The 20,573-nt window shown below is 70.5% G+C and carries 17 protein-coding genes and 1 tRNA gene; 7 read left to right on the forward strand and 11 right to left on the reverse strand.

Features of this window, described 5'->3' with window-relative positions:
* Window positions 1-103: 103 nt before the first annotated feature.
* Window positions 104-1,213: a peptide chain release factor 2 gene (gene prfB, locus MTE01_RS10000; RefSeq protein ID WP_103208752.1), complete on the reverse strand. Its 1,110-nt coding sequence runs from the start codon at window positions 1,211-1,213 to the stop codon at window positions 104-106.
* Between the two features lie 71 nt (window positions 1,214-1,284).
* Here prfB and MTE01_RS10005 point away from each other — a divergent pair, with 71 nt between their 5' ends.
* Window positions 1,285-2,523: an MFS transporter gene (locus tag MTE01_RS10005; protein ID WP_170210683.1), complete on the forward strand. Its 1,239-nt coding sequence runs from the start codon at window positions 1,285-1,287 to the stop codon at window positions 2,521-2,523.
* 87 nt (window positions 2,524-2,610) lie between these two features.
* Here MTE01_RS10005 and MTE01_RS10010 read toward each other — a convergent pair whose 3' ends face one another.
* Window positions 2,611-3,630, reverse strand: coding sequence for an NADPH:quinone reductase (locus tag MTE01_RS10010; protein ID WP_141377261.1), 1,020 nt, complete (start codon window positions 3,628-3,630; stop codon window positions 2,611-2,613).
* Window positions 3,631-3,757: 127 nt separating this feature from the next.
* Between MTE01_RS10010 and MTE01_RS10015 the strand changes: the two genes are divergently transcribed.
* Together MTE01_RS10015 and MTE01_RS10020 are read left to right on the forward strand one after the other, a co-directional pair.
* Window positions 3,758-3,839: transfer RNA gene (locus tag MTE01_RS10015), tRNA-Leu, on the forward strand.
* A gap of 48 nt (window positions 3,840-3,887) precedes the next feature.
* Window positions 3,888-4,637, forward strand: a complete 750-nt coding sequence (locus MTE01_RS10020; protein WP_103208746.1) for a DedA family protein — start codon at window positions 3,888-3,890, stop codon at window positions 4,635-4,637.
* On the opposite strand, the gene ku is transcribed toward MTE01_RS10020, so the two are convergent.
* Entirely contained in the window at window positions 4,634-5,515 is an 882-nt protein-coding gene (gene ku / locus MTE01_RS10025) for a non-homologous end joining protein Ku (protein ID WP_141377263.1), read from the reverse strand. The two genes, MTE01_RS10020 and ku, sit on opposite strands and share 4 nt — an antisense overlap.
* A gap of 195 nt (window positions 5,516-5,710) precedes the next feature.
* Between ku and MTE01_RS10030 the strand changes: the two genes are divergently transcribed.
* A complete protein-coding gene (locus tag MTE01_RS10030) occupies window positions 5,711-8,146 on the forward strand; it encodes an ATP-dependent DNA ligase (protein WP_141377265.1) in 2,436 nt (811 codons plus the stop codon).
* 21 nt (window positions 8,147-8,167) lie between these two features.
* Here the strand turns inward: MTE01_RS10030 and MTE01_RS10035 are convergent, their stop codons facing one another.
* From MTE01_RS10035 to murI, 5 genes are all read right to left on the reverse strand, one after another.
* Window positions 8,168-8,869: a GNAT family N-acetyltransferase gene (locus MTE01_RS10035; protein WP_141377267.1), complete on the reverse strand. Its 702-nt coding sequence runs from the start codon at window positions 8,867-8,869 to the stop codon at window positions 8,168-8,170.
* Window positions 8,870-8,922: 53 nt separating this feature from the next.
* The gene (locus MTE01_RS10040) at window positions 8,923-9,840 is read right to left on the reverse strand and encodes a cation diffusion facilitator family transporter (protein WP_141377270.1); all 918 of its coding nucleotides are present in this window, start codon (window positions 9,838-9,840) and stop codon (window positions 8,923-8,925) included.
* Window positions 9,841-9,920: 80 nt separating this feature from the next.
* The gene (rdgB, locus tag MTE01_RS10045; protein ID WP_103208733.1) at window positions 9,921-10,517 is read right to left on the reverse strand and encodes an RdgB/HAM1 family non-canonical purine NTP pyrophosphatase; all 597 of its coding nucleotides are present in this window, start codon (window positions 10,515-10,517) and stop codon (window positions 9,921-9,923) included.
* Window position 10,518: 1 nt separating this feature from the next.
* A complete protein-coding gene (gene rph, locus MTE01_RS10050) occupies window positions 10,519-11,244 on the reverse strand; it encodes a ribonuclease PH (RefSeq protein ID WP_056230582.1) in 726 nt (241 codons plus the stop codon).
* 35 nt (window positions 11,245-11,279) lie between these two features.
* On the reverse strand, window positions 11,280-12,098 hold the full coding sequence (murI, locus tag MTE01_RS10055) for a glutamate racemase (protein ID WP_103208730.1): 819 nt from the start codon (window positions 12,096-12,098) through the stop codon (window positions 11,280-11,282).
* A 403-nt stretch (window positions 12,099-12,501) separates the two neighbouring features.
* Between murI and MTE01_RS10065 the strand changes: the two genes are divergently transcribed.
* Window positions 12,502-13,827, forward strand: a complete 1,326-nt coding sequence (locus MTE01_RS10065; protein WP_141377272.1) for a nicotinate phosphoribosyltransferase — start codon at window positions 12,502-12,504, stop codon at window positions 13,825-13,827.
* A 121-nt stretch (window positions 13,828-13,948) separates the two neighbouring features.
* Here MTE01_RS10065 and MTE01_RS10070 read toward each other — a convergent pair whose 3' ends face one another.
* Genes MTE01_RS10070 through MTE01_RS17440 form a run of 3 tightly spaced genes read right to left on the reverse strand, consistent with a single transcriptional unit; the run spans window position 13,949 to window position 17,823 of the window.
* Window positions 13,949-14,215 (reverse strand): DUF3039 domain-containing protein, encoded by a 267-nt coding sequence (locus tag MTE01_RS10070; RefSeq protein ID WP_056230575.1) that lies wholly within the window; start codon window positions 14,213-14,215, stop codon window positions 13,949-13,951.
* A gap of 51 nt (window positions 14,216-14,266) precedes the next feature.
* On the reverse strand, window positions 14,267-15,793 hold the full coding sequence (locus MTE01_RS10075) for a hypothetical protein (RefSeq protein WP_246078197.1): 1,527 nt from the start codon (window positions 15,791-15,793) through the stop codon (window positions 14,267-14,269).
* An 11-nt stretch (window positions 15,794-15,804) separates the two neighbouring features.
* Entirely contained in the window at window positions 15,805-17,823 is a 2,019-nt protein-coding gene (locus tag MTE01_RS17440) for an ABC transporter ATP-binding protein (protein WP_281285408.1), read from the reverse strand.
* A gap of 329 nt (window positions 17,824-18,152) precedes the next feature.
* Here MTE01_RS17440 and MTE01_RS10085 point away from each other — a divergent pair, with 329 nt between their 5' ends.
* Both MTE01_RS10085 and MTE01_RS10090 read left to right on the forward strand, forming a co-directional pair.
* Window positions 18,153-19,091, forward strand: coding sequence for a hypothetical protein (locus MTE01_RS10085; protein WP_103208722.1), 939 nt, complete (start codon window positions 18,153-18,155; stop codon window positions 19,089-19,091).
* Between the two features lie 77 nt (window positions 19,092-19,168).
* On the forward strand, window positions 19,169-20,512 hold the full coding sequence (locus MTE01_RS10090) for a maltokinase N-terminal cap-like domain-containing protein (RefSeq protein ID WP_141377274.1): 1,344 nt from the start codon (window positions 19,169-19,171) through the stop codon (window positions 20,510-20,512).
* The last annotated feature ends 61 nt before the right edge of the window (window positions 20,513-20,573 follow it).

Genomic DNA, 20,573 nt, shown 5'->3' on the forward strand with positions numbered 1-20,573 from the left:
CACCGAGCACGCGGAGAGGACGCGCCGTGTCGCGAAACCGAGAGAGCCCTATGGATGCCGGTTCAGCGGCATCCACAGGGCTCTTGTCACTCGTGGAGAGCGCTCAGTCGTCGTCCTTGCGCTTGCGCCAGCGGATGCCGGCCGCGATCAATCCGTCGAGGTCGCCGTCGAAGACCACCGCGGGGTTTCCGACCTCGTAACCGGTGCGCAGGTCTTTCACGAGCTGCTGACCGTAGAGGAAGTACGAGCGCATCTGGTCGCCCCAGCTCGCCGTGATCGTGCCGGCGAGTTCTTTCTTCTTCGCGGCCTCTTCTTCGCGCTTGAGCAGGAGCAGTCGCGTCTGGAGCACGCGCATGGCGGCCGCGCGGTTCTGGATCTGCGATTTCTCGTTCTGCATCGAGACGACGAGGCCCGTGGGCAGGTGCGTGATGCGCACGGCGGAGTCGGTCGTGTTGACCGACTGGCCGCCGGGACCGGACGAGCGGAACACGTCGACACGGATGTCGCCCTCGGGGACCTCGACTTCGACGGCCTCTTCCATCACGGGGATGACCTCGACCGCGGCGAAGCTCGTCTGACGCTTGTCGGCGCCGCCGAAGGGGCTGATGCGCGCGAGACGGTGCGTCCCTGCTTCGACCGACAGCGTGCCGTAGGCGTAGGGAACGTCGACCTCGAAGGTGGCCGACTTGATGCCGGCGCCTTCGGCGTAGGACGTATCCATGACCTTGACGGGGTACTTGTGGCGCTCGGCCCAGCGCAGGTACATGCGCAGCAGCATCTCGGCGAAGTCGGTGGCGTCGTCGCCGCCGGCGCCGGAGCGGATCGTGACGACCGCGGAGCGCGGGTCGTATTCGCCGTCGAGGAGCGTCTGCACCTCGAGCTGGCCGATCACATCTTTCAGCGAGGCGAGTTCGCGACGAGCCTCGTCGGCCGACTCCTCGTCCTCCATCTCGATCGCGAGCCCGACCAGCACCTCGAGGTCGTCGAGACGCTGCTCGATCTCCGAGACGCGCTTGAGCTCCGCTTGGCGGTGGCTGAGGCGGCTGGTGACCTTCTGAGCGTTCTCGACGTCGTCCCAGAGGTCGGGGGCACCGGCCTCGTCGCTGAGGCGTTCGATGTCGGCTTTGAGTGCGTCGACGTCGACCACGGCCTGGATATCGGCGAAGGTCGAGCGCAGCGCCTGGATGTCGGCGGTCAAATCGAGTTCGAGCATTTGAGATCAAGCCTATCGTGGAGACAGTGACAGCCGACTCTCCCCGGAACGTGCTGGTGCGCTTCGCACCGATGATCTACGGCCCCACCCTTCTCTTCGCCCTGGGCGAGGGCGCCGTGATCCCCCTCATCCCCGTGATCGCGAACCGCCTCGGCGCCGACGTCGCCCTGGCCGCGCTCGTGGCGGCCGCTCTCGTGGTCGGTCAGCTGTGCGGGAACATCCCCGCCGGATGGGCCGTCGCCCGCTTCGGCGAGCGCCTGACGATGGGGGTCGCCGGCATCATCGTGCTCGCCGGACTCCTCGGCATCGTCTTCGCGCAGTCGCTGGCGTTCTTCACCGCCGCGGTGTTCCTCATCGGCTTCTGCGCGGCCTCGTTCGCCCTCGCGCGTCACTCGTTCATGACCACGCGCGTTCCCCTGACCTTCCGCGCTCGCGCTCTGTCACTCCTGGGCGGCACGTTCCGCCTGGGCATGTTCGTCGGCCCGTTCATCTCGGCGGCCCTCTTGGCGATCTTCGGCTCCGAGACGGCGTCCATCGTCTTCTTCGCGGTCTGCCAGGTCGCGACGATCCTGCTCGTGTTCTTCGGCCCGGATCCCGAGAAGGCCGTCCCCGTGGGCGCGGGCTCGCCCACCGGCCGCGGAGCGGGCGACTCGCGCGACGCGGAAGACACGGGCGAACCCGTCACCGGAGCGATCCCCACCGTTGAGCGGGTCGGGGTGTTCCGCACGATGTGGCGGTACCGCGGCGTGCTCGCGCGCCTGGGCCTCGCCGCCTCGTCGCTGTCGGCCGTTCGCTCGGCACGCCAGGTGGTCCTGCCCCTGTGGGGTGTCTCCCTCGGACTGGATGCCGGCACGATCGCCGTGGTCGTGGGTGTCTCGGGGGCGATCGACTTCGCCCTCTTCTACGCGAGCGGCCAGGTCATGGACCGCTTCGGTCGCCTGTGGGCGGCCCTTCCCGCCATGGTCCTCATGGGCGCGGGCTTCTTCGCCCTGTCGTTCACGCACGAGCTGTCTTCGGCGGCCATGTGGTACGCGATGTTCGCGGCGGTTCTGGGCGTCGGCAACGGCCTGTCCAGCGGCATCCTGCTCACTCTCGGCGCCGATGTGGCGCCTCCGACCGACCCCGCGGCGTTCCTCGGATCATGGCGGACCCTGACGGATGCCGGTGGCGCGGTGGCCCCGTTGATCGTCTCGGCCTTGACGGCCGTCGCGTCCCTGTCGGTCGGTGTCGGCGCGATGGGTCTGGTCGCGGTGCTCGGCGCCGCGGGCTTCATCCGGTGGGTGCCCCGATACGTGCCGCGCTCCCGCTGACCGCACCACACCCGCGTGAGGGGCCACTTCCTGTCGCTTCGGGCACCCCACGGCGACAGATTCAGACCCTCACGCGGGAGGGCGCACTTACTCCGCGACGCGGATCAGGACCTTGCCCAGCGCACCCTGCTCGACGGCGTCGTGCGCCGCGGCAGTGTCGTCCAGCACGAACCACGTGAGCGGGAGCCCGGCGTCCTCCCCGACCGGGAGCGCTCCGTCGGCGACGGCGGCGGCGACGTCTTCGGCGGCGGCGAGCAGCGCCCGCTCCCCCACCGTGTACAGCAGCAGGCCCTGCCAGCGCACGTTCTTCGCGAAGCTCTCGCGCACGCGGGCCGTGAAGTCGGCCCCGCCGTTGTCGGCGTAGTAGCCGATCGTTCCGTGGTTGGCGACCACCTCGACGTCGAGGCCGGCGTTGTCGGCGATGGCGACCTCGACGATGTGCTCGACGCCGTTCGGGGCGAGCTCCCGGATGCCGTCGGCCAGCGTCTCGCTCGGGTACTGCAGCACGTGGTGGGCGCCGGCCGCGCGAGCCAGGGCCTCCTTCTCATCACTGCTCACGGTGGCGATGACCGTGGCTCCGGCCCACGCGGCGAGCTGGATCGCGGCGTGACCGACGGCCCCGGCACCGCCCTGCACGAGCACGGTGCGACCGGCGAGCGCACCGGGGGCCAGACGCGAGGGTCCGTCCTCGTGCACGGTCAGGGCGCGATGCGCGGTCATCGCGGGGACTCCGAGGCTGGCGCCGAGCTCGAACGACGCGCTGTCGGGCAGGGGTACCGCGCGCGAAGCGGGAAGGACGGTGTACTGCGCCGCCGTGCCGAACGGACGCTGGTGGGCGGCGAGGTACACCCACACCCGCTGACCGACCGACAGCGTGTCCACGCCGGCGCCGATGGCATCCACCACTCCCGCCCCGTCCTGGTTCGGGGTGACCTCGTCGAAGGGCAGCGGGCGCCCGGTCGTCGCGCGGGCCTTCCAGTCGGTGGGGTTCACGCCCGACACGGTGAGGCGCACGCGCACCTCGCCCGCGGCGGGCTCGGGCAGCGGTCTGTCCTCGAGCGAGAGGACGGAGGAGTCACCGGGCTGGGAGTACGTGATCGCCTTCATGCGAGGATCCAGCGTCGAAACGGCCCGAGACATTCCTTGGGCGTGTCGCGGCGCGCGGGACGAGCGCGGCGTTTGACGGCGGCTTCACAACGTCGGAGCGCTGCGCCCGCTTAGAATGAGCACACTCGCGGGAGTGGTGAAATCGGTAGACACGCAGGATTTAGGTTCCTGTGCCTTCGGGCGTGGGGGTTCAAGTCCCCCCTTCCGCACGGTGACCGCCACCTCCAGCACCGACCTTCCGACCCGACGGGACCGATGTGATCCACACCACCAGCTCGTTGCTCCCGTGGCTCGACCCCGCGACGATCATCACCAACTCGCAGCCGTGGGCGCTGCTCGTCGTATGCTTCATCATCTTCGCCGAGACCGGTCTGCTCATCGGCTTCCTGCTGCCGGGCGACACCCTGCTGATCATGGCGGGCCTGCTGTCGCACTCGACCGACGCCGCCCCGAACGGCGTGTTCGGGCTCAACGCCTGGTGGGTCGCCCTCGCGATCGGTTTCGCGGCGTTCGTCGGCGGCGAGGTCGGGTACTTCATCGGCCACAAGGCCGGTCCGTCGATCTTCGAACGCAAAGAGTCTGGACTGTTCAGCAAGAAGAACGTCGAGCGCACGAACGCCTTCTTCGAGCGCTTCGGTGGCCTGACCGTCATCCTCGCCCGCTTCGTTCCGGTCGTGCGCACCTTCGCGCCGATCGCCGCGGGTGTCGGCCACATGCCGTGGAAGAAGTACTCGCTGTACAACTTCATCGGCGCGGTTATCTGGGGCATCGGCCTCACGATGATCGGCTACCTGGTCGGCTACATCCCCTTCATCCGCGACATTGTCACCGAGTACATCGACGTGATCCTGCTCGCCGCCGTCGCCGGCACGGCGATCTTCATCGCGATCCACTACTTCCGCGAGCGCGCCGCCGCCAAGCGCGAGGGTGCCGTCACCCCCGCCGAGGCCGAATCGCTCACCCTCGATGCGAAGACCCTCGAAGACGGCGACCAGCCGACGCGCTAAGACGCCTTCGCGTTCTTCTTCTTGGCCGCCGGCTTCGTGTCGGCGGCCTTGCCTTTCTCGTCGGTCTTGCCGGTGTCCGCGCCGCCCGATCGGGCCGCGCGACTGCGCTCGACGCTCGCGCGAAGGGCCTCCATCAGATCGATGACCTCGCCGCCGTCTTCTTCTTCCTTCTTGCCGAAGGTCGCGTCGGTGTCGATCGCGTCGCCCTGCTCGAGCTTCGCGTCGATGAGGGTACGCAACTCCGACTGGTACTCGTCGGTGAACTCCTCGGGGTCGAAGTCCTTCGAGAAGCTGTCGACGAGCGATGCCGACATCTCGAGCTCCTTCGCCGAGATCCGCACGCTCTCGTCCAGCGACGGGAACGCCGCCTCGCGCACCTCGTCGGCCCACAGCAACGTCTGCAGCACGAGCACGTCGCCGCGCACGCGTAAGGCCGCGAGCCGGGTCTTCTGCCGGAGCGAGAAGCGGACGATCGCGGTGCGGTCGGTCTGCTCCAGTGTCTTGCGCAGCAGGACATAAGCCTTGGGCGACGAGGAGTCGGGCTCGAGGTAGTACGCCTTGTCGAGCGTCAGCAGGTCGACCTGGTCGCTCGGCACGAACTCGACGACCTCGATCTCGCGACTGCGCTCGCTGGGCAGCGACGCCAGGTCGTCCTTGGTCAGCACGACCGTCTGCTCGCCGTCGTCGTAGGCCTTGTCGATGTCCTGGTAGGGCACCACTTCGCCGTCGACCTCGCAGATCCGCTGGTAACGGATCCGCCCGCCGTCCTTGTTGTGCACCTGGTGCAGCGAGACGTCGTGGTCTTCGGTGGCGGAGTACACCTTCACGGGCACGTTGACGAGGCCGAAGGTCAGGGCGCCCTTCCAGATCGATCGCATGCGACCAGTGAACACCGGATGGGGCGCGAATGCCGAGACCCTTGCGGACCGGGTGCGCGCCCGTCCCACGCCGGCCACACCCATGCGGCAGGCCCCCACCGCTCTACCCCGGACTCGCCCCTGTCCACCGGAACCCGCACCGCGTGCTCGCAACCCCCTGGGCACGCGCCACCGTCCTCGCTCTACGCTGGGGCGATGACGGAGCAGACGGTGCGCATCGGCGGTCGCCGCCTGCGCCTGTCGAACCTCGACAAGGTGCTCTACCCCGAGACCGGCACCACCAAGGGCGAGGTGATCGACTACTACTCGCGGGTCGCTCCCCTGCTGCTCCCTCACGTCGCCGACCGCCCGGTGACCCGCAAACGCTGGCCCGACGGAGTGGGAACGGATGCCAGCCCGGGCGAACCGTTCTTCGCCAAGGCTCTCGAGCCGGGCGCTCCGGCCTGGGTGCGCCGCCTCTCGATCGATCATTCCTCGGGCGCGAAGGACTACCCCCTCGTCGACGACCTGCCGACCCTCGTCTACCTCGCACAGGTCGCGAGTCTGGAGCTGCACGTGCCGCAGTGGCGCTTCTCGGGCGACGGCGAACGGCAGAACCCAGACCGTCTCGTGCTCGACCTCGATCCGGGGCCCGGGGTCGGTCTCGTCGAGTGCGCCGAGGTGGCGCGGTGGGCCCGAGCGATCCTGCAGGACATCGGCCTCGACCCCCTCCCGGTCACCAGCGGAAGCAAAGGGATCCACCTCTACGCGCGCCTCGACGGACGACAGTCCAGCGACGCGGCCAGCGCCGTCGCGAGGGAGCTCGCGCGCGCGATCGAGGCCGACCATCCCGACCTCGTCGTCAGTCAGATGTCGAGAGCTGCGCGCCCGGGGAAAGTGTTCATCGACTGGAGTCAGAACAACGGCGCGAAGACGACGATCGCGCCCTACTCGCTCCGCGGCCGCCCTCACCCCTACGTCGCCGCCCCGCGCACCTGGGCAGAACTCGACGACCCGCACCTCCGCCACCTGTTGTTCACCGAGGTTCTCGAGCGTCCCGACGACCCGCTGGCTCCCGTCGACGCGACGCACGGACCGCTGCGCGCGTACCTCGCCAAGCGCACCGCCGGGAAGACTCCCGAGCCCGTGCCCGAGAATCCGCATGGCACTCCCGCTCGCGAGGGACTTGCCCGCTTCGTCATCCAAGAGCACCACGCCTCACGTCTGCACTGGGACCTCCGGCTCGAACGCGACGGCGTGCTCGTCAGCTGGGCCGTGCCGAAGGGCGTGCCCTCGACCACCGCGAAGAACAGTCTCGCCGTCATGACCGAGGATCACCCCCTGCCGTACCTCGATTTCGCCGGAGAGATCCCCCGCGGAGAGTACGGCGCGGGCACCATGACCGTCTGGGACACCGGCACCTACGAACTCGAGAAGTGGCGCGACGACGAGGTGATCGCGACCCTCGAGGGCCGCGGCGACGGCCCCCTCGGTCGCGTGCGGCTCGCGCTCATCCGCACCGAGGGGCGGGGCGAGAAGTCGCAGTGGTTGCTGCACCGGATGAAGACGGATGCCGATGGCCGCCCGCAGAGCGACGGAGCGCCCGTCGTGCCCCGGGATCACCGTTCCACCAGCCCCGAGGTCGCGATCTCCTCGGCCCCCGCTGCCCCGCCGACCGCCGCCGAACTCACGCCGATGCTCGCCCGTTCCGCGACCGCCGGTATGGCCCGCGCCGCCGCCGAACGCTGGGGCGGCACACCCTGGGTGGAGATGAAGTGGGATGGCATCCGGGGTATGGGGATCTGGGATGGAGAACGATTGCAGTTGCGCTCCCGCAACGGCGTCGATCTGACCGCGGCCTACCCCGAGCTCACGAGCGTCCACCTGGGGCTCGGGCGCACCCCCGCGGTGTTCGACGGCGAGATCGTCGCCCTCGACGAGCAGGGTCGACCGAGCTTCCCTCTCCTGCAGAAGCGGATGAACCTCGCGAAGCCGCGCGAGATCGCTCACGAGGCCGAGCGCACCCCCGTTCACCTGTACCTGTTCGATGTGCTGTCCGTGGGAGGGCGCGATGTGGCATCGCTCCCCCTGTTCGAACGGCGCGGGATGCTCGAGACGCTGGCCGAGGAAGCCGGCGGCCCGGTCGTCGTTCCTCCCGTGTTCGACGACGTGGATGCCGCGGTCTCGACGAGCGGTCGTTTCGGCCTCGAAGGGATCGTGGTGAAAGACCCGGGCTCGATCTATCGTCGTGGCGTGCGATCGGAGCAATGGCTCAAGGTGAAGCATTCGCGGACGCAGGAGGTCGTGATCGGCGGGATCCGACCGGGCAAGGGCAACCGCGAGGGCTCGATCGGCTCCCTGCTGGTGGGGATACCCACGGAGCGCGGGCTGCAGTACGCGGGCCGGGTGGGCTCGGGATTCGGCGAGCGGACCCTGGCCCGGCTGACCGAGGTGCTCGAGCCGCTGCACGCCGACACGAACCCGTTCATCGGTGTGCCGGCCGCCGATGCGCGCGACGCCCTGTGGGTGCAGCCCACCCTCGTGGCGGAGGTCGAGTTCGCGGAGTTCACCCCCGGCGGGATCCTCCGACAGGCGCGGTGGCGCGGGCTCCGTCCGGACAAGTCGCCCGCCGAGGTCGTGCACGAGAACTGATCCTCGTGAGACCTGGACCGTTCAGTCGTCGACGACGATCCATTCGCCGAAACGGCGGAATCCGGATGCCAGCGCGAGAGCCACCGACGGCGCGTTGTCGAGCTGGCACCGGTACTGGGGTTCGTACCCGCGCTCCAGCGCGTCGGCAGCCATCGCCAGCACCGTCGCTCGCGCCAGTCCGCGCCCACGGAATTCCGGCAACGTGATGACGCCGAGGTCGGCGAGTCGCGTGCCCGTCCAGGGATACATGCTCGCCGCCGCCGCCAGCGTGCCGTCGACGAACGTGCCGAACACCAGCCAGTGGTCGAGCTCGACGAAAGCCTCGTCGAGGTCGTCTTCGGGTGCTGCTGCGGCGAGAGCGGCGAAGGCGTCCGTGTCGTCGGCCGTCAGTCGACGCGTGCTCGACTCCGGCTCGGGAGCGGTGACGTTCGCGTGCTCCTCCATCGGAAGGTAGAAGAGGTGGTCGGGGTCGTTCAGGGAGATTCCCGCCGCGTCGATACGCTGCAGGACGTCGTCCGCCGAGAGCCTTTCCCCGTCGGAGACACCGACCTGCGCCGCCCGCTCCGGGCTCACCGACACGATGACCGCGCCCTCACCGGTGCGCAGGATCGACACAGACCGATTCTCGGGCAGTTTCGGATCGACGACGACGACCGCCTCGTCGTCCGAGAGGGAGCTCGCCGAGCCCGGCAGCCAATGGTCGATCACGAGAGAGGAGAACATACGGAACCTTCCGGGGATGCGGGTGCCTGTGCCCGAAGGCTATCCGACCGCGCTCACGCGTGACGCGAATCGTGCTCCACGTGCCCCGCGGGCTCGAGTTGGAACGTCGAGTGTGCGACATCGAAATGATCGGCGAGGCACGTCTGGAGCGAGCCGAGGATCGCGGCGGCACGGCCGTCGGCGAGCGCGGCATCGTCGACGATCACGTGGGCGCTGAAGACCGGGGCGCCGCGAGTGAGCTGCCACACGTGCACGTCATGCACGTCGACCACCCCGTCGGCCTCGCGCAGATGTTCCCGGATCTCGGCCACGTGCACCCCGACCGGGGCCGACTCCGTCAGCACCACGACGACCTCGCGCAGCAGGCCGATGGCCCGCGGAACGATGAGTATCGCGATCAGCAGAGAGGCGATGGCATCCGCCTGCGTGAACCCCGTCGTCACGATGACGAGGGCCGCGACGATCACCGCGACCGATCCGATGAGATCTCCCAGCACCTCGAGGTACGCGCCACGCACGTTGATGCTGCGCTTCTGCGCGCGTGACAGCAGGAACATCGACACGGCGTTGGCGATCATGCCGACGGTGGCGACGACGAGCATCAGCCCGCCCTGCACCTCCGCCTCGGCCGGGGTGAGCAGGCGCTGCACCGCTTCGACACCGACCCACGCGCACAGCACGATCAGGATCACGCCGTTCGCGAGAGCGCCGAGCACCTCTGCGCGCTGGTACCCGAAGGTGCGCCGATCATCGGCGGGCCGTGCGGCGATCGCGGTGGCGATGAGTGCGACCACCAGCGCCGCGGCGTCGGTGAACATGTGCGCGGCGTCGGCGAGGAGCGCGAGCGAGCCCGTGAGGATGGCTCCGACGATCTGCACCACCATCACCGTGGCGGTCAGCGCCAGGGCCGTCGCGAGCAGGCGCCTGTTGCCGGCATCCCGGATGCCGCCGGAGGGCGCGTGATCGTGCATAGCTCCAGGCTAGAGCGGTCATAGGCTCCGCTGCGGGGGTTCGGCGCAGTCGGGAATGAGAACCGGTGTCGGTCTCGTTCTCAGAGCCCCCGAAGCAGCGGCGCCAGCTCCCGGAACGCCCGCGCCCGGTGCGACGCGGCGTTCTTCTCCGCCGCCGTCCACTCGCCGACCGTCCGCTCCTGTCCAGCCGGCTGACCGTCGGGGACGAAGATCGGGTCGTAGCCGAATCCACCGGGGCCCGCCGGCGCGGTCGCCAGCCGGCCGGGCCAGCGGCCCTCGACCGTCTGCTCGGTGCCATCCGGATGCACGAGCGCGATCACCGACACGAACTGTGCCGTACGGTGCGGGTCGGCCACATCGGAGAGCTGATCGAGCAGCAGCTCGAGATTCGCCGTGGCGTCCTTCTTGTGCCCGGCCCAGTACGCCGAGAAGACCCCCGGCGATCCGCCCAACACGTCGACGGCCACGCCGGAGTCGTCGGCCAGCGCCGGCAGACCCGTGTGCGCCGCCGCCGCTCGCGCCTTGATCAGTGCGTTCGCGGCGAAGGTGACGCCGTCTTCGATCGGCTCCGGACCGTCGTAGCCGACCACCTCAAGGTCGGGACGCACCTCGGCGACGATCGCCTGGAACTCCTCGACCTTGTGCGCGTTGTGCGTGGCCAGAACGATGCGAGACACGTCAGCCCTCGAGCACCGAGGTCTGGATGCCGCGCAGCTCGGCGCAGCCGTTCACACCCAGCTCGAGCAGCTGATCGAGCTCGCGCTTGTCGAACGGCGCGCCCTCGGCGGTGCCCTGCACCTCGACGAACAGGCCACGGCCGGTGACGACGACGTTCATGTCGGTCTCGGCCCGCACGTCCTCGACGTAGGCCAGGTCGAGCATGGGCTCACCGTCGATGATGCCCACCGAGACCGCGGCGACCGAGTCGCGCAGCACCTCGGCCCGCTGACCGATGAACTTCTTCTCGCGCCCCCAGGCGATGGCATCCGCCAAGGCCACGTACGCACCCGTGATCGCGGCGGTGCGCGTGCCCCCGTCGGCCTGCAGCACGTCGCAGTCGATCACGATCGTGTTCTCGCCGAGCGCTTTGGTGTCGACGACGGCGCGAAGCGCACGACCGATCAGGCGCGAGATCTCGTGGGTGCGCCCGCCGACCTTGCCCTTGATCGACTCGCGGTCGTTGCGGCTGTTCGTGGCGCGCGGGAGCATCGCGTACTCCGCCGTGACCCAGCCCTTGCCCTTGCCGGTCAGCCAGCGCGGAACACCGTTCGTGAACGACGCGGTGCACAGCACCTTGGTGCCGCCGAACGTGACGAGGGCCGAGCCCTCGGCGTGAGCCGACCAGCCGCGCTCGATGGTGACGGGACGGAGCTGGTCGTTGGTGCGACCGTCTTTGCGGGTCATGGGTCCTCCAGAGGAACGGGAATGGATGCCGCGACTCAGCGCGGCAGGTCGATGGCGCCGGTCTGCACGAGCTGCACCTCCCGCACCTCGCGGCCCATGAGACGGTGAGCCAGGCGCAGGAAATCGTCGGCGGATGAGCCGGTGGCCTCGTAGCGGGCGGTGGGCACGGCATCCGGAGTCGCGAGAAGGTCACGCGACACGAGCTGGCGGTACACGTCTTTCGCGGTCTCGCTGTCGCTCGAGACCAGGCTCACCTCGGAGCCCATCACGTAACTGATGGCGCCCTCGAGGAACGGGTAGTGCGTGCAGCCGAGCACGAGAGTGTCGACGCCGGCGTGACGGAGCGGCGCGAGGTACCGTTCGGCCGTGGCGAGCACGTCGGGTGAGTCGGTGACGCCGGCCTCGACGAACTCGACGAAGCGCGGGCACGCCTCGGCGAACACCGTCAGGCGCTCGTTGACTTCGAGCATGTCCTGGTAGGCGCGCGAACCGATCGTGCCGACGGTGCCGATCACACCGATGCGGCCGTTGCGGGTGGTCGACATGGCGGTGCGGACGGCGGGGCCGATGACCTCGACCACCGGGACGTCGTAGCGCTCGCGCGCGTCGCGGAGCATCGCGGCCGAGGCGGTGTTGCACGCGATCACGAGCATCTTCACGCCCTGTTCGACGAGGGTGTCGAGCACCTCGAGCGCGTATTTGCGGACGTCGGCGATGGGTTTGGGGCCGTAGGGCGAGCGGGCGGTGTCGCCGATGTAGAGGATGGACTCGCGCGGCAGCTGCTGAGAGACGGCCCGGGCGACGGTGAGTCCGCCGACCCCTGAGTCGAAGATCCCGATCGGCGCGTCGTTCATAGGGCTCCAGCCTACCGGGAGGGGGTGGGACGGGCTGGTCTGCGGCGTCGCGTGGTACCGAACTCCTGAGAAACGAGGCGAAGAGCCGCCATGTGCTGCCGTTCGGCCGTCTCACGGTCGAAAAGTCAGGAGTTTCGCACGACGCGGCGCGGGGGTGGCGCGAGGGTGGCCGGCGGCGCGAGGGTGGCCGGGGACGCGGGTGCGGCGCGCGGGTGGCCCGGGACGCGGGTGGCCGCGGGCGCGGGGCGTGCGAAACTCCTGAGGAAATCCGACGGTTCGCGGTGCCACGGCATCCATGGCTCGCATCCGCCCCGAAAGTTCAGGAGTTCGGTACGCCGGGCGGCGACTGTCAAGCGCGGGGGTCCGCGCGGGCACGGCCACGGGGCCGCAATATGCTGGCGCCATGAGCCGCAGCACCGCCCTGCACACCGACCGTTACGAACTCACGATGCTCGACGCGGCGCTCCGCGACGGCACGGCCTCGCGCCGTTGCGTGTTCGAGGTGTTCGGCCGACGCCTGTCGGGTGGGCGCCGGTTCGGCGTGGTCGCGGGGACGGGGCGTCTGCTCGAAGCGATCCGGGACTTCCGATTCGGCGACGACGAGCTGCGTTACCTTCGCGACAACCGGGTGGTGGATGCCACGACCCTCGACTTCCTGGCCGATTACCGGTTCACGGGCTCGGTGACGGGCTACCGCGAGGGCGAGGTCTACTTCCCCGGCTCTCCCCTGCTCACGATCGAGGGGACATTCGCCGAGGCCGTGCTGCTCGAGACGCTCGCGCTCAGCATCCTGAACTACGACTCCGCCGTCGCCACCGCGGCCGCCCGCATGAGCGTGGCCGCGGGTGACCGGCCGCTCGCCGAGATGGGTTCGCGTCGCGCGAGCGAGGAGGCCGCTGTCGCAGCCGCTCGCGCGGCGTACATCGCCGGCTTCTCGGCGACCAGCAATCTCGAGGCCGGCCGTCGCTGGGGCGTGCCGACCATGGGCACGGCTGCTCACGCGTGGACGCTGCTGCACGACAGCGAGGAGGACGCGTTCCGCTCTCAGGTCGACGCGCTCGGCGCGGGAACGACCCTGCTCATCGACACCTACGACATCACCGAGGGCGTGAAGACGGCCGTCCGCGTCGCCGGCACCGATCTGGGCGGGGTGCGCATCGACTCGGGTGACCTGCCGATCGTCGCGGGCGAGGTACGCGCGCTCCTCGACGAGCTGGACGCGACGAACACGCGCATCACCGTCACGAGCGACCTCGACGAGTACGCGCTCGCGGCTCTGGCGGCCTCCCCCGTCGACTCGTACGGCGTGGGCACCTCGGTCGCGACCGGGTCGGGCGTGCCGACCGCGGGGCTCGTCTTCAAGCTCGTGGCGCGCGAGGCCGCCGACGGTTCGTGGGTGGGCGTGGCCAAGGCATCCGCACAGAAGGCCTCCCACGGCGGGCGCAAGGCCGCCTTCCGCACGCTGGACTCGGGCACGGCGACCTCGGAGCTCGTCGTCGTCAGCGATGGGTTCGAGGAGCTCTCGACGGCGGCGGAGCACCCCGACGCCCGCGCCCTGCAGGCGATGCTCATGCAGAACGGAGAGGCGGATGCCGGCGCTCTCGGCTCAGCCGGCGTGCAGGCTGCTCGGGCGCACCATTCGCGCGTCCGCGAGGAGCTCCCCGTTCGCGCGCTCGCGTTGAGCAAGGCCGACCCCGCGCTGCCGACGGAATATCGCGAGGCGGTCTAGCGACGCACGGCTGGCCCGCGCGCGGCGTCGTCCGTCGCACGGACACGCGAGGGGCCGACAGACGTCGCCGAGCGCAAGCCGGCGTGACTTCTCTCGGCCCCTCACGTGGGAGCCAGGAACCTCAGTTGATGAGGGACTCGTAGATCTCTTTGCACTGCGGGCAGACCGGGAACTTCTCGGGGTCGCGCCCGGGCGTCCATTTCTTGCCGCACAGGGCCCGAACCGGCTTGCCGCTGAGGGCGGACTCGAGGATCTTGTCCTTCTTCACGTAATGCGAGAAACGCTCGTGGTCACCGGGCTCGATGTTCTCTTCGCGGATGAGCTCTTCGAGCTCACGATCCAGGGTCGCGAGACCCCCGCTGTCGGGACTGTCGAGAGGCGTGCTCATGGAGAGCCAGTGTAGCCGCGGTCAGCCCCGAACGGTCGGCCGGGACCGAGGTCAGGTCGCTTCTGCGAACTCCATGAGGCGCGTTCCGCGGCGCTCGAACAGCGCCGCGCCGATGGCGACACCGGCCACGAGCACGATCGCTCCCGCACCGACGCCGACCCACAGGGCGATAATCGTGTCGACGGTCTCGCCGTTGATCGCCTGCCAGGTCAGCCACGCGGCGGGCGACGCCGCGGCGATCGCGCCGACCATCACGAGGCCCTGGGCCACGACGCCGCCAGAGCCCGTGCGCTGCGGCTGTTGGAAGGGGCTGTCGCCCGGCCGCGAGACCGCGTACGGCGCCACGACCGACGAGATGCTCGACAGGCCCAGACCGGCGAGGAACAGTGCCGCGCACACGCCGACCATGGCGGGGAAGATCGCCCAGCGCCCGTGGGCCACGACGGCGAGCGGCAGCGTGACGGCGAGGATCGGGATGCCGATGAGCAGCACGGGCACGAGACGCCCGATGCGGTCGGGAGCGCCGCGCATGCCGCTGGCGATGTGCATCCAGAGGGCGGTGGAGTCGTAGGCGAGGTCGTTGTGCGGCAGCCACCCGAAGAACAACGCCATGATCGGCACCGGCAGCAGCACGGCGAGCTCGAACGGGACGCCCGCGACGAGCAGCGGCACCGTCGAGACGACGGCGGCGATCGGCACGATGATGACGTTGACGAGGTAACGGCGGTCGCGCAGCCAGTACGAGAGGCTGCGGGCGGCGACCGCTCCCCCGGGCGTGCCGGGAAGGATGGCGAACCACCCGAGGCCTCCCCGCTCGCGCACGGCGACCGGTCGGCGGGTGGTGGTCAGCAGGACGTCGACGAGCACGAACCAGGCGAGCGCCAGCAGGACAACGGTGGCCAGCGCCACGACGAAGCTGCCGACGGCCGCTCCGGCCGAGGGAGCCAGGGCGATGCCCCATGCGGCGCCGATCGGCGTCCACGCGAGCACCTCGGCGGCCGAGGCGAGCTGCGAGGGCACGACACCCCGCCACTCGAGCGAACCGAGGAAGACACCCACCGGCACGACGACGACGAGCACCGCGATCAGGTACACGCCGACGAGTTCACGCGACTGTCGCGGCCGCTGCACGAGGGCGCCGAGCGCCATGCTCACGCGAGCGAACAGCACGCAGGTGGCGAGGCCCAGGACGACGGATGCCACGCTCGCCCAGGCCGAGGCGCCGTGCGCGCCCCACGCGATGGCCAGGCTGACCCCGAGAACGAGAACCACCAGCACCGGCACGCTGAGGAATCCGGCGAGGAGCAGCGCTGCGGCCAGGGGCCGGGGCTCGGGACCGACGACGGCGAAACGTCGCGGGTCGAGGGGGTCGATCGAGGCGGTCACGGGAGGACCGACCGCGAAGCCGAGGGTCACCGCCGATCCCGCGAGAACGGTGACGACGGCCGTGGTGAGGGGGCTGGCATCCGCGAGACCGGCCGCGCTGCGGGCAGCTACGACAGTGGCGGCGATCAGGATGACGATGCCGATGGCGCGCCGGAGGACTTCGCGCCGGTCGCCCCGGAGGGCGCCGAGCATCATCGCGAGTCTCAGGCGGAGAACGTGTGCAACCACTCGAGGCCCTCCACGTCGCCGAGCCCACCGGACAGCTCCCGGAAGCGCTCTTCGAGCGTTCCTTCGCCGCGCACCTCGTCGACGGTGCCCTCGGCGAGCACCTGCCCCGACACGATGACGGCCACGCGGGAGCAGACGCGCTCGACGAGTTCCATGCCGTGGCTCGAGAGGATGACGGTGCCCCCGTGCTCGACGTAGGTGCTCAGGATGTCGAGGATCACGCCGCTCGACACGGGGTCGACGGCCTCGAACGGCTCGTCGAGCACGAGCAGACGCGGGGAGTGGATCATGGCGCCCGCGAGCATGACCTTCTTGGTCATACCGGCCGAGTAGTCCGAGACCGGTCGCGACAGCGCCTCGACGAGGTCGAAGGCCCGGGCGAGGTCGGCGGTGCGGCTCTCGACGAGCGCCGCCGGGAGTCCGCGCAGCGCCCCGTAGTACGACAACAGCTGACGGCCGGTGAGCCGGTCGAAGGTGCGCAGCCGGTCGGGCAGCACGCCGATGAGCTTCTTGGCTTCGCGCGCACGCGTGGCCGCGTCGACGCCGTTGATCGTCACGGTGCCGCGATCGGGACGCAGGAGCCCCGCGATGATCGACAGGGTCGTGGTCTTGCCGGCGCCGTTCGGGCCGACGAGCCCGTAGAACGCGCCCGCGGGCACGGTGAGGTCGATCGCATCGACGGCGCGCAGCTCGCCGAAGCTCTTCGTGATCGTGCGCAGGACCAACGCCGGGACGGCGGTTTCGTCGTCGGATGCCGTGTGCACGTCGGCGGCGGCTTCCGCCCCGACCACGGCGGGCACGAGCGCGCCGTCGACCGGGGTGGCGGACTCCTCCGGCTCGATGGGGGGCGCGAGATCGGCCGTGGCCGCGTCGACCACGGGGGTCTCTTCGTTCTCGGCGGCCGGAGTCGCCTCGAAAACGGCGGTCTCGGGCATGTCGGGCGACGCAGGAGCATCGACGGACTCGGACTCCGCGGAGTCGGGTGCGATCTCGTCGACGCGCACGTCAGCGGGAGTCGGGTCTTCGGTCTCGCTCTCGCCGTCGATGACGGAGGGCGAGGGGTCGGCGGGGCCGGTGCCAGCGGGAACGTCATGCTCGAGAGGCGTCTCGGTGACGATCTCGACCGGGGGCGACACGGCGAGCAAAGTCGACGACTCGTCCTGCTCCGGCTCCTCTGCTGTGCGGGTCGGCGGTTGCTCGACCGCGACGTCGGCGGGAGTCGGATCGCCCACGGCCTGCACAGCAGAAGCCGCGGACGCGGGCAGCTCCTCGGCGGAGGCCTCGCCCGACGTGGCATCCGCCCCAGACGGAGCAGCGGGCGTCTCGGGCTCGAGGTCACCCCGCGCGTCGACGCCGTCCGCAGCGACCGGAGGCTCATCCGCGGTCTTTTCGTGACCGCCCTCTTCCGACCCGTCCGCCACGGGCAGAGGCGGGCGCGGCGGCACGACGATGTCGTCGGGCAGCAGAGGCGGGATGCCGGCGCTCGGCGCACCCGCGATGGCCGCAGCCTGCGACGTCTCGGCGGCCGGCGTCTCGGCCTTCGCCGCCTCGGCCTTCGCCGCCGCCGCCTTCGCGGCCGCCGTCTGGCGTGGAGCCGCGGGCTTCCGGGGAGTCGCGGGTTTCTTGGGCGCAGCGGGCTTCGCGGCCGCCGGCTTCGCAGCCGTCGACCCCGCAGCCTTGGATGCCGCCGTGGCGCGGGGCGCGGCCGGTTTCTTCGGCGCAGCGGGCTTCTTCGCCGCGGGCGTGCGGGCTGTCGTCCCCGAGCCCGAGGCAGCGCGGGCGGCGGTCGTTCGCGGAGCGCGCGGCTTGGGAGCCGGCTTCGGCGCCTCGGCAGAGTCGACTTCCTCTGCGCCGCTCGCGGTCGCCGCGGTCGGTCGGCGCGGTGCGCGGGGCGTGGTCGCCCGCGGCGTGCGGGGCGTGGGCGGAGGCGACGCCGAGGCTTCGGCGCTCGCCGACGCGCCCTCGGTATCTGCGGAGGACTTTTCGGGGGGCACCGGCAGCGACGCTGTCATCACACCAAACTACCAACCCCCTCCGACACCGACCGACGCCTGGTCGCGCGCCGCACACACTCACAGACAACAGGGGGACGGTAGACCCGCGCGAGACATCTCATCCGAACGACGGCCGTCCTCTCCGGCACCCCGGGCACGCATCCGCACGCCGCACGCTCGCCCCCTCGCGTGAGGCGCCGACGCACGGCGCTTCTGCGACCTCGGGAGACCGCTCCGGTGCCTCGCGCAACCCCGCGCCCGGGAGTCGGCGTCCGCGCCCTGCCGTCAAGCACCCCCGCCCGGCTCGCCGAACGGGTGAGGATGGAGGCATGGCTGAGAAGGTGCACCGCATCCACACCCTGCCCGACGATGCCCCCTGGAAGGGCGGCCTCCCGCCGGTGGGCTCGGAGGAGCACCCGCGCACCATCCGCATGCTCGATCGTGTGCTGTCGGTCCAGCGCCCCGTCGTGCTCGCGCACCTGCGCAGCATTCGTCTGCGGCATCCGGATGCCACCGTCGACGACATCCTGAAGATCCTCGAGCGCCGCTATCTCGCGGCCGTCACCACCGGCGGAGCCGCCGTGGGCGCCACCGCCGTCGTGCCCGGGATCGGCACGGGCGTCACACTGGCCCTGAGCGGCGTCGAGACGGTCGGCTTCCTCGAGGCGACCGCGCTCTACGCCCAGTCGGTCGCCGAGGTGCACGGCGTCGTCGTCGAAGACCCCGACCGCGGTCGCGCGCTGGTCCTGGCCCTCATGCTGGGTAAAGAAGGCATCGACCTCGTCTCGCAACTGGCGTCTCAGGCCGCTGGCCGCGGAGTGTCCCGCTCCACCTACTGGGGTGAGATGGTGACGAAGACGCTGCCGCGCGCGATGATCGGTCCTCTCGTCGACCGCCTCAAGACGACGTTCGTGCGCCAGTTCGCCACGCGCGGCGGCGCCTCGTGGATCGGCAAAGCCCTCCCCTTCGGCGTCGGCGCCGTGGTGGGTGGGGCGGGCAACCACCTGCTGGGCCGCCGCGTGCTCGTCAACGCCCGCCGTGCCTTCGGCGCTCCCCCGCGCGCGCTGCCCGCCGATCTCGAGCCCCAGCCGGGTGCGGAGCGTCTCGAGCGCACCGCGTTCGCCGGGGTGCGCCGCGCAGGCGGGGCCCTCGTGGGAGCGGGGCGCCGCACCGGCTCGGCCGCTCGAAAGGCCCTCCCCCGTCGCACACGCCGCACGGACGCGTCGGAGCTCGAGGCGAGCGGTGACGACGAGGCGGCGGCATCCTGAGTCTTCTCTTCTCTCATCGACACGGGTGCGTGCGCAAGACCTGCGCCGATGACGCGTCGGCGCGTTAGCCTCACCGCATGGGCGACCTCCTCGAACTTCTCGCTGTCTGGATGCCGCGTCAGCGCTGGTACGGAACGAAGGGCCGCGATCCGCTGCTGACTCCGGTGGCCGACTGGCCGATCGATGACGCCGATGCGCGCCTGCTGTTGGTTCGCGACGACGCCGTGCAGCCGGCGATCGTCTATCAGGTGCCCGTTGCGCGCAGGGCGGAGGGCTCGGTCCCCCCGGGGAGTCTGATCGGTCCGGCCGATGAGGGACGAGTGTGGACGGATGCCACGACAGACCCCGCCTTCACCGATGCGCTGTACACGCTGGTCACGGCGGGCGGCGAAGCCGGAACGGACGAGGACGGGTTCCGTGGCATTCCCCTCGGGGCGGCCGACCGGCGTCCGCTGGCCTCGCGGATCACCGCTCGCGTGCTGAGCGGTGAGCAGTCGAACACCTCGATCATCTACCGTCCCGACGACGACGAGGCGGGTGTCCCCGTCATCTGCAAACTGTTCCGACAGGTGAACCCGGGAATCAATCCCGACGTCGAGCTCCAGTCCGCCTTGGCGGCCGGCGGGGCCGCTTTCGTGCCCGGCGCCATCGGCGAGGTGCGCGGAGTCTGGATGACGCTCGAGGGTGTTCCGGTGAGCGGTTCGCTCGCCTTCGCGCAGGAGTTCTTCGAGGGCGTCGAAGACGCCTGGCGGGTCGCCCTCGACGCCGCCGCGGCCGGCGAGGACTTCTCGCAGCGCGCTTACGCGCTCGGAGCGAGCGTCGCCGGTATGCACGTGGCTCTGGCCGAGCGCTTCTCGACGCTCGCGCCGAGCGCCGCCGACCGATCGTCGGTGAACAACGCGTGGGAGCGCCGCCTCGCCATCGCGCTCATGGAGGTCCCCCAGCTGGCGCCGTACGCGGAGCAGATTCACCGGGTCTACGAACGTGCTCTCGAGACGCCGTGGCCGGACCTGCAGCGGGTTCACGGCGATCTGCACCTCGGCCAGGTGCTCGACACCCCCTCGAACGGCTGGGTGCTGCTCGACTTCGAGGGTGAGCCGCTCCGCCCGATCACCGAGCGGCTGCAGCCCGATGTCGCCGTGCGCGATGTCGCCGGCATGCTGCGCTCGTTCGACTACGTCTCGGGTGCTGTCGCCGATGACGACGGCGCTGCCGTGCGCGCGTGGGTCATCGCGGCGCAGCAGGCCTTCCTCGACGGGTACGCCGACACGACCGGCCGTCCCCGCACCGACGACGACCCGCTGCTGAAGGCCTTCGAGCTCGACAAGGCCGTCTACGAGGCCATCTACGAGACGCGCAACCGTCCGGACTGGGTGGGCATCCCCCTCGCGGCGATCGGGCGACTCGCGCCCCTGAGCTGACGAGACCCGTCACGACGAAGAACGCCACCCCGCCTGATCGGGCGGGGTGGCGTTCTTCGTT

It is taken from the genome of Microbacterium testaceum (assembly GCF_006539145.1).
In the GTDB taxonomy this organism is placed as follows: domain Bacteria; phylum Actinomycetota; class Actinomycetes; order Actinomycetales; family Microbacteriaceae; genus Microbacterium; species Microbacterium testaceum.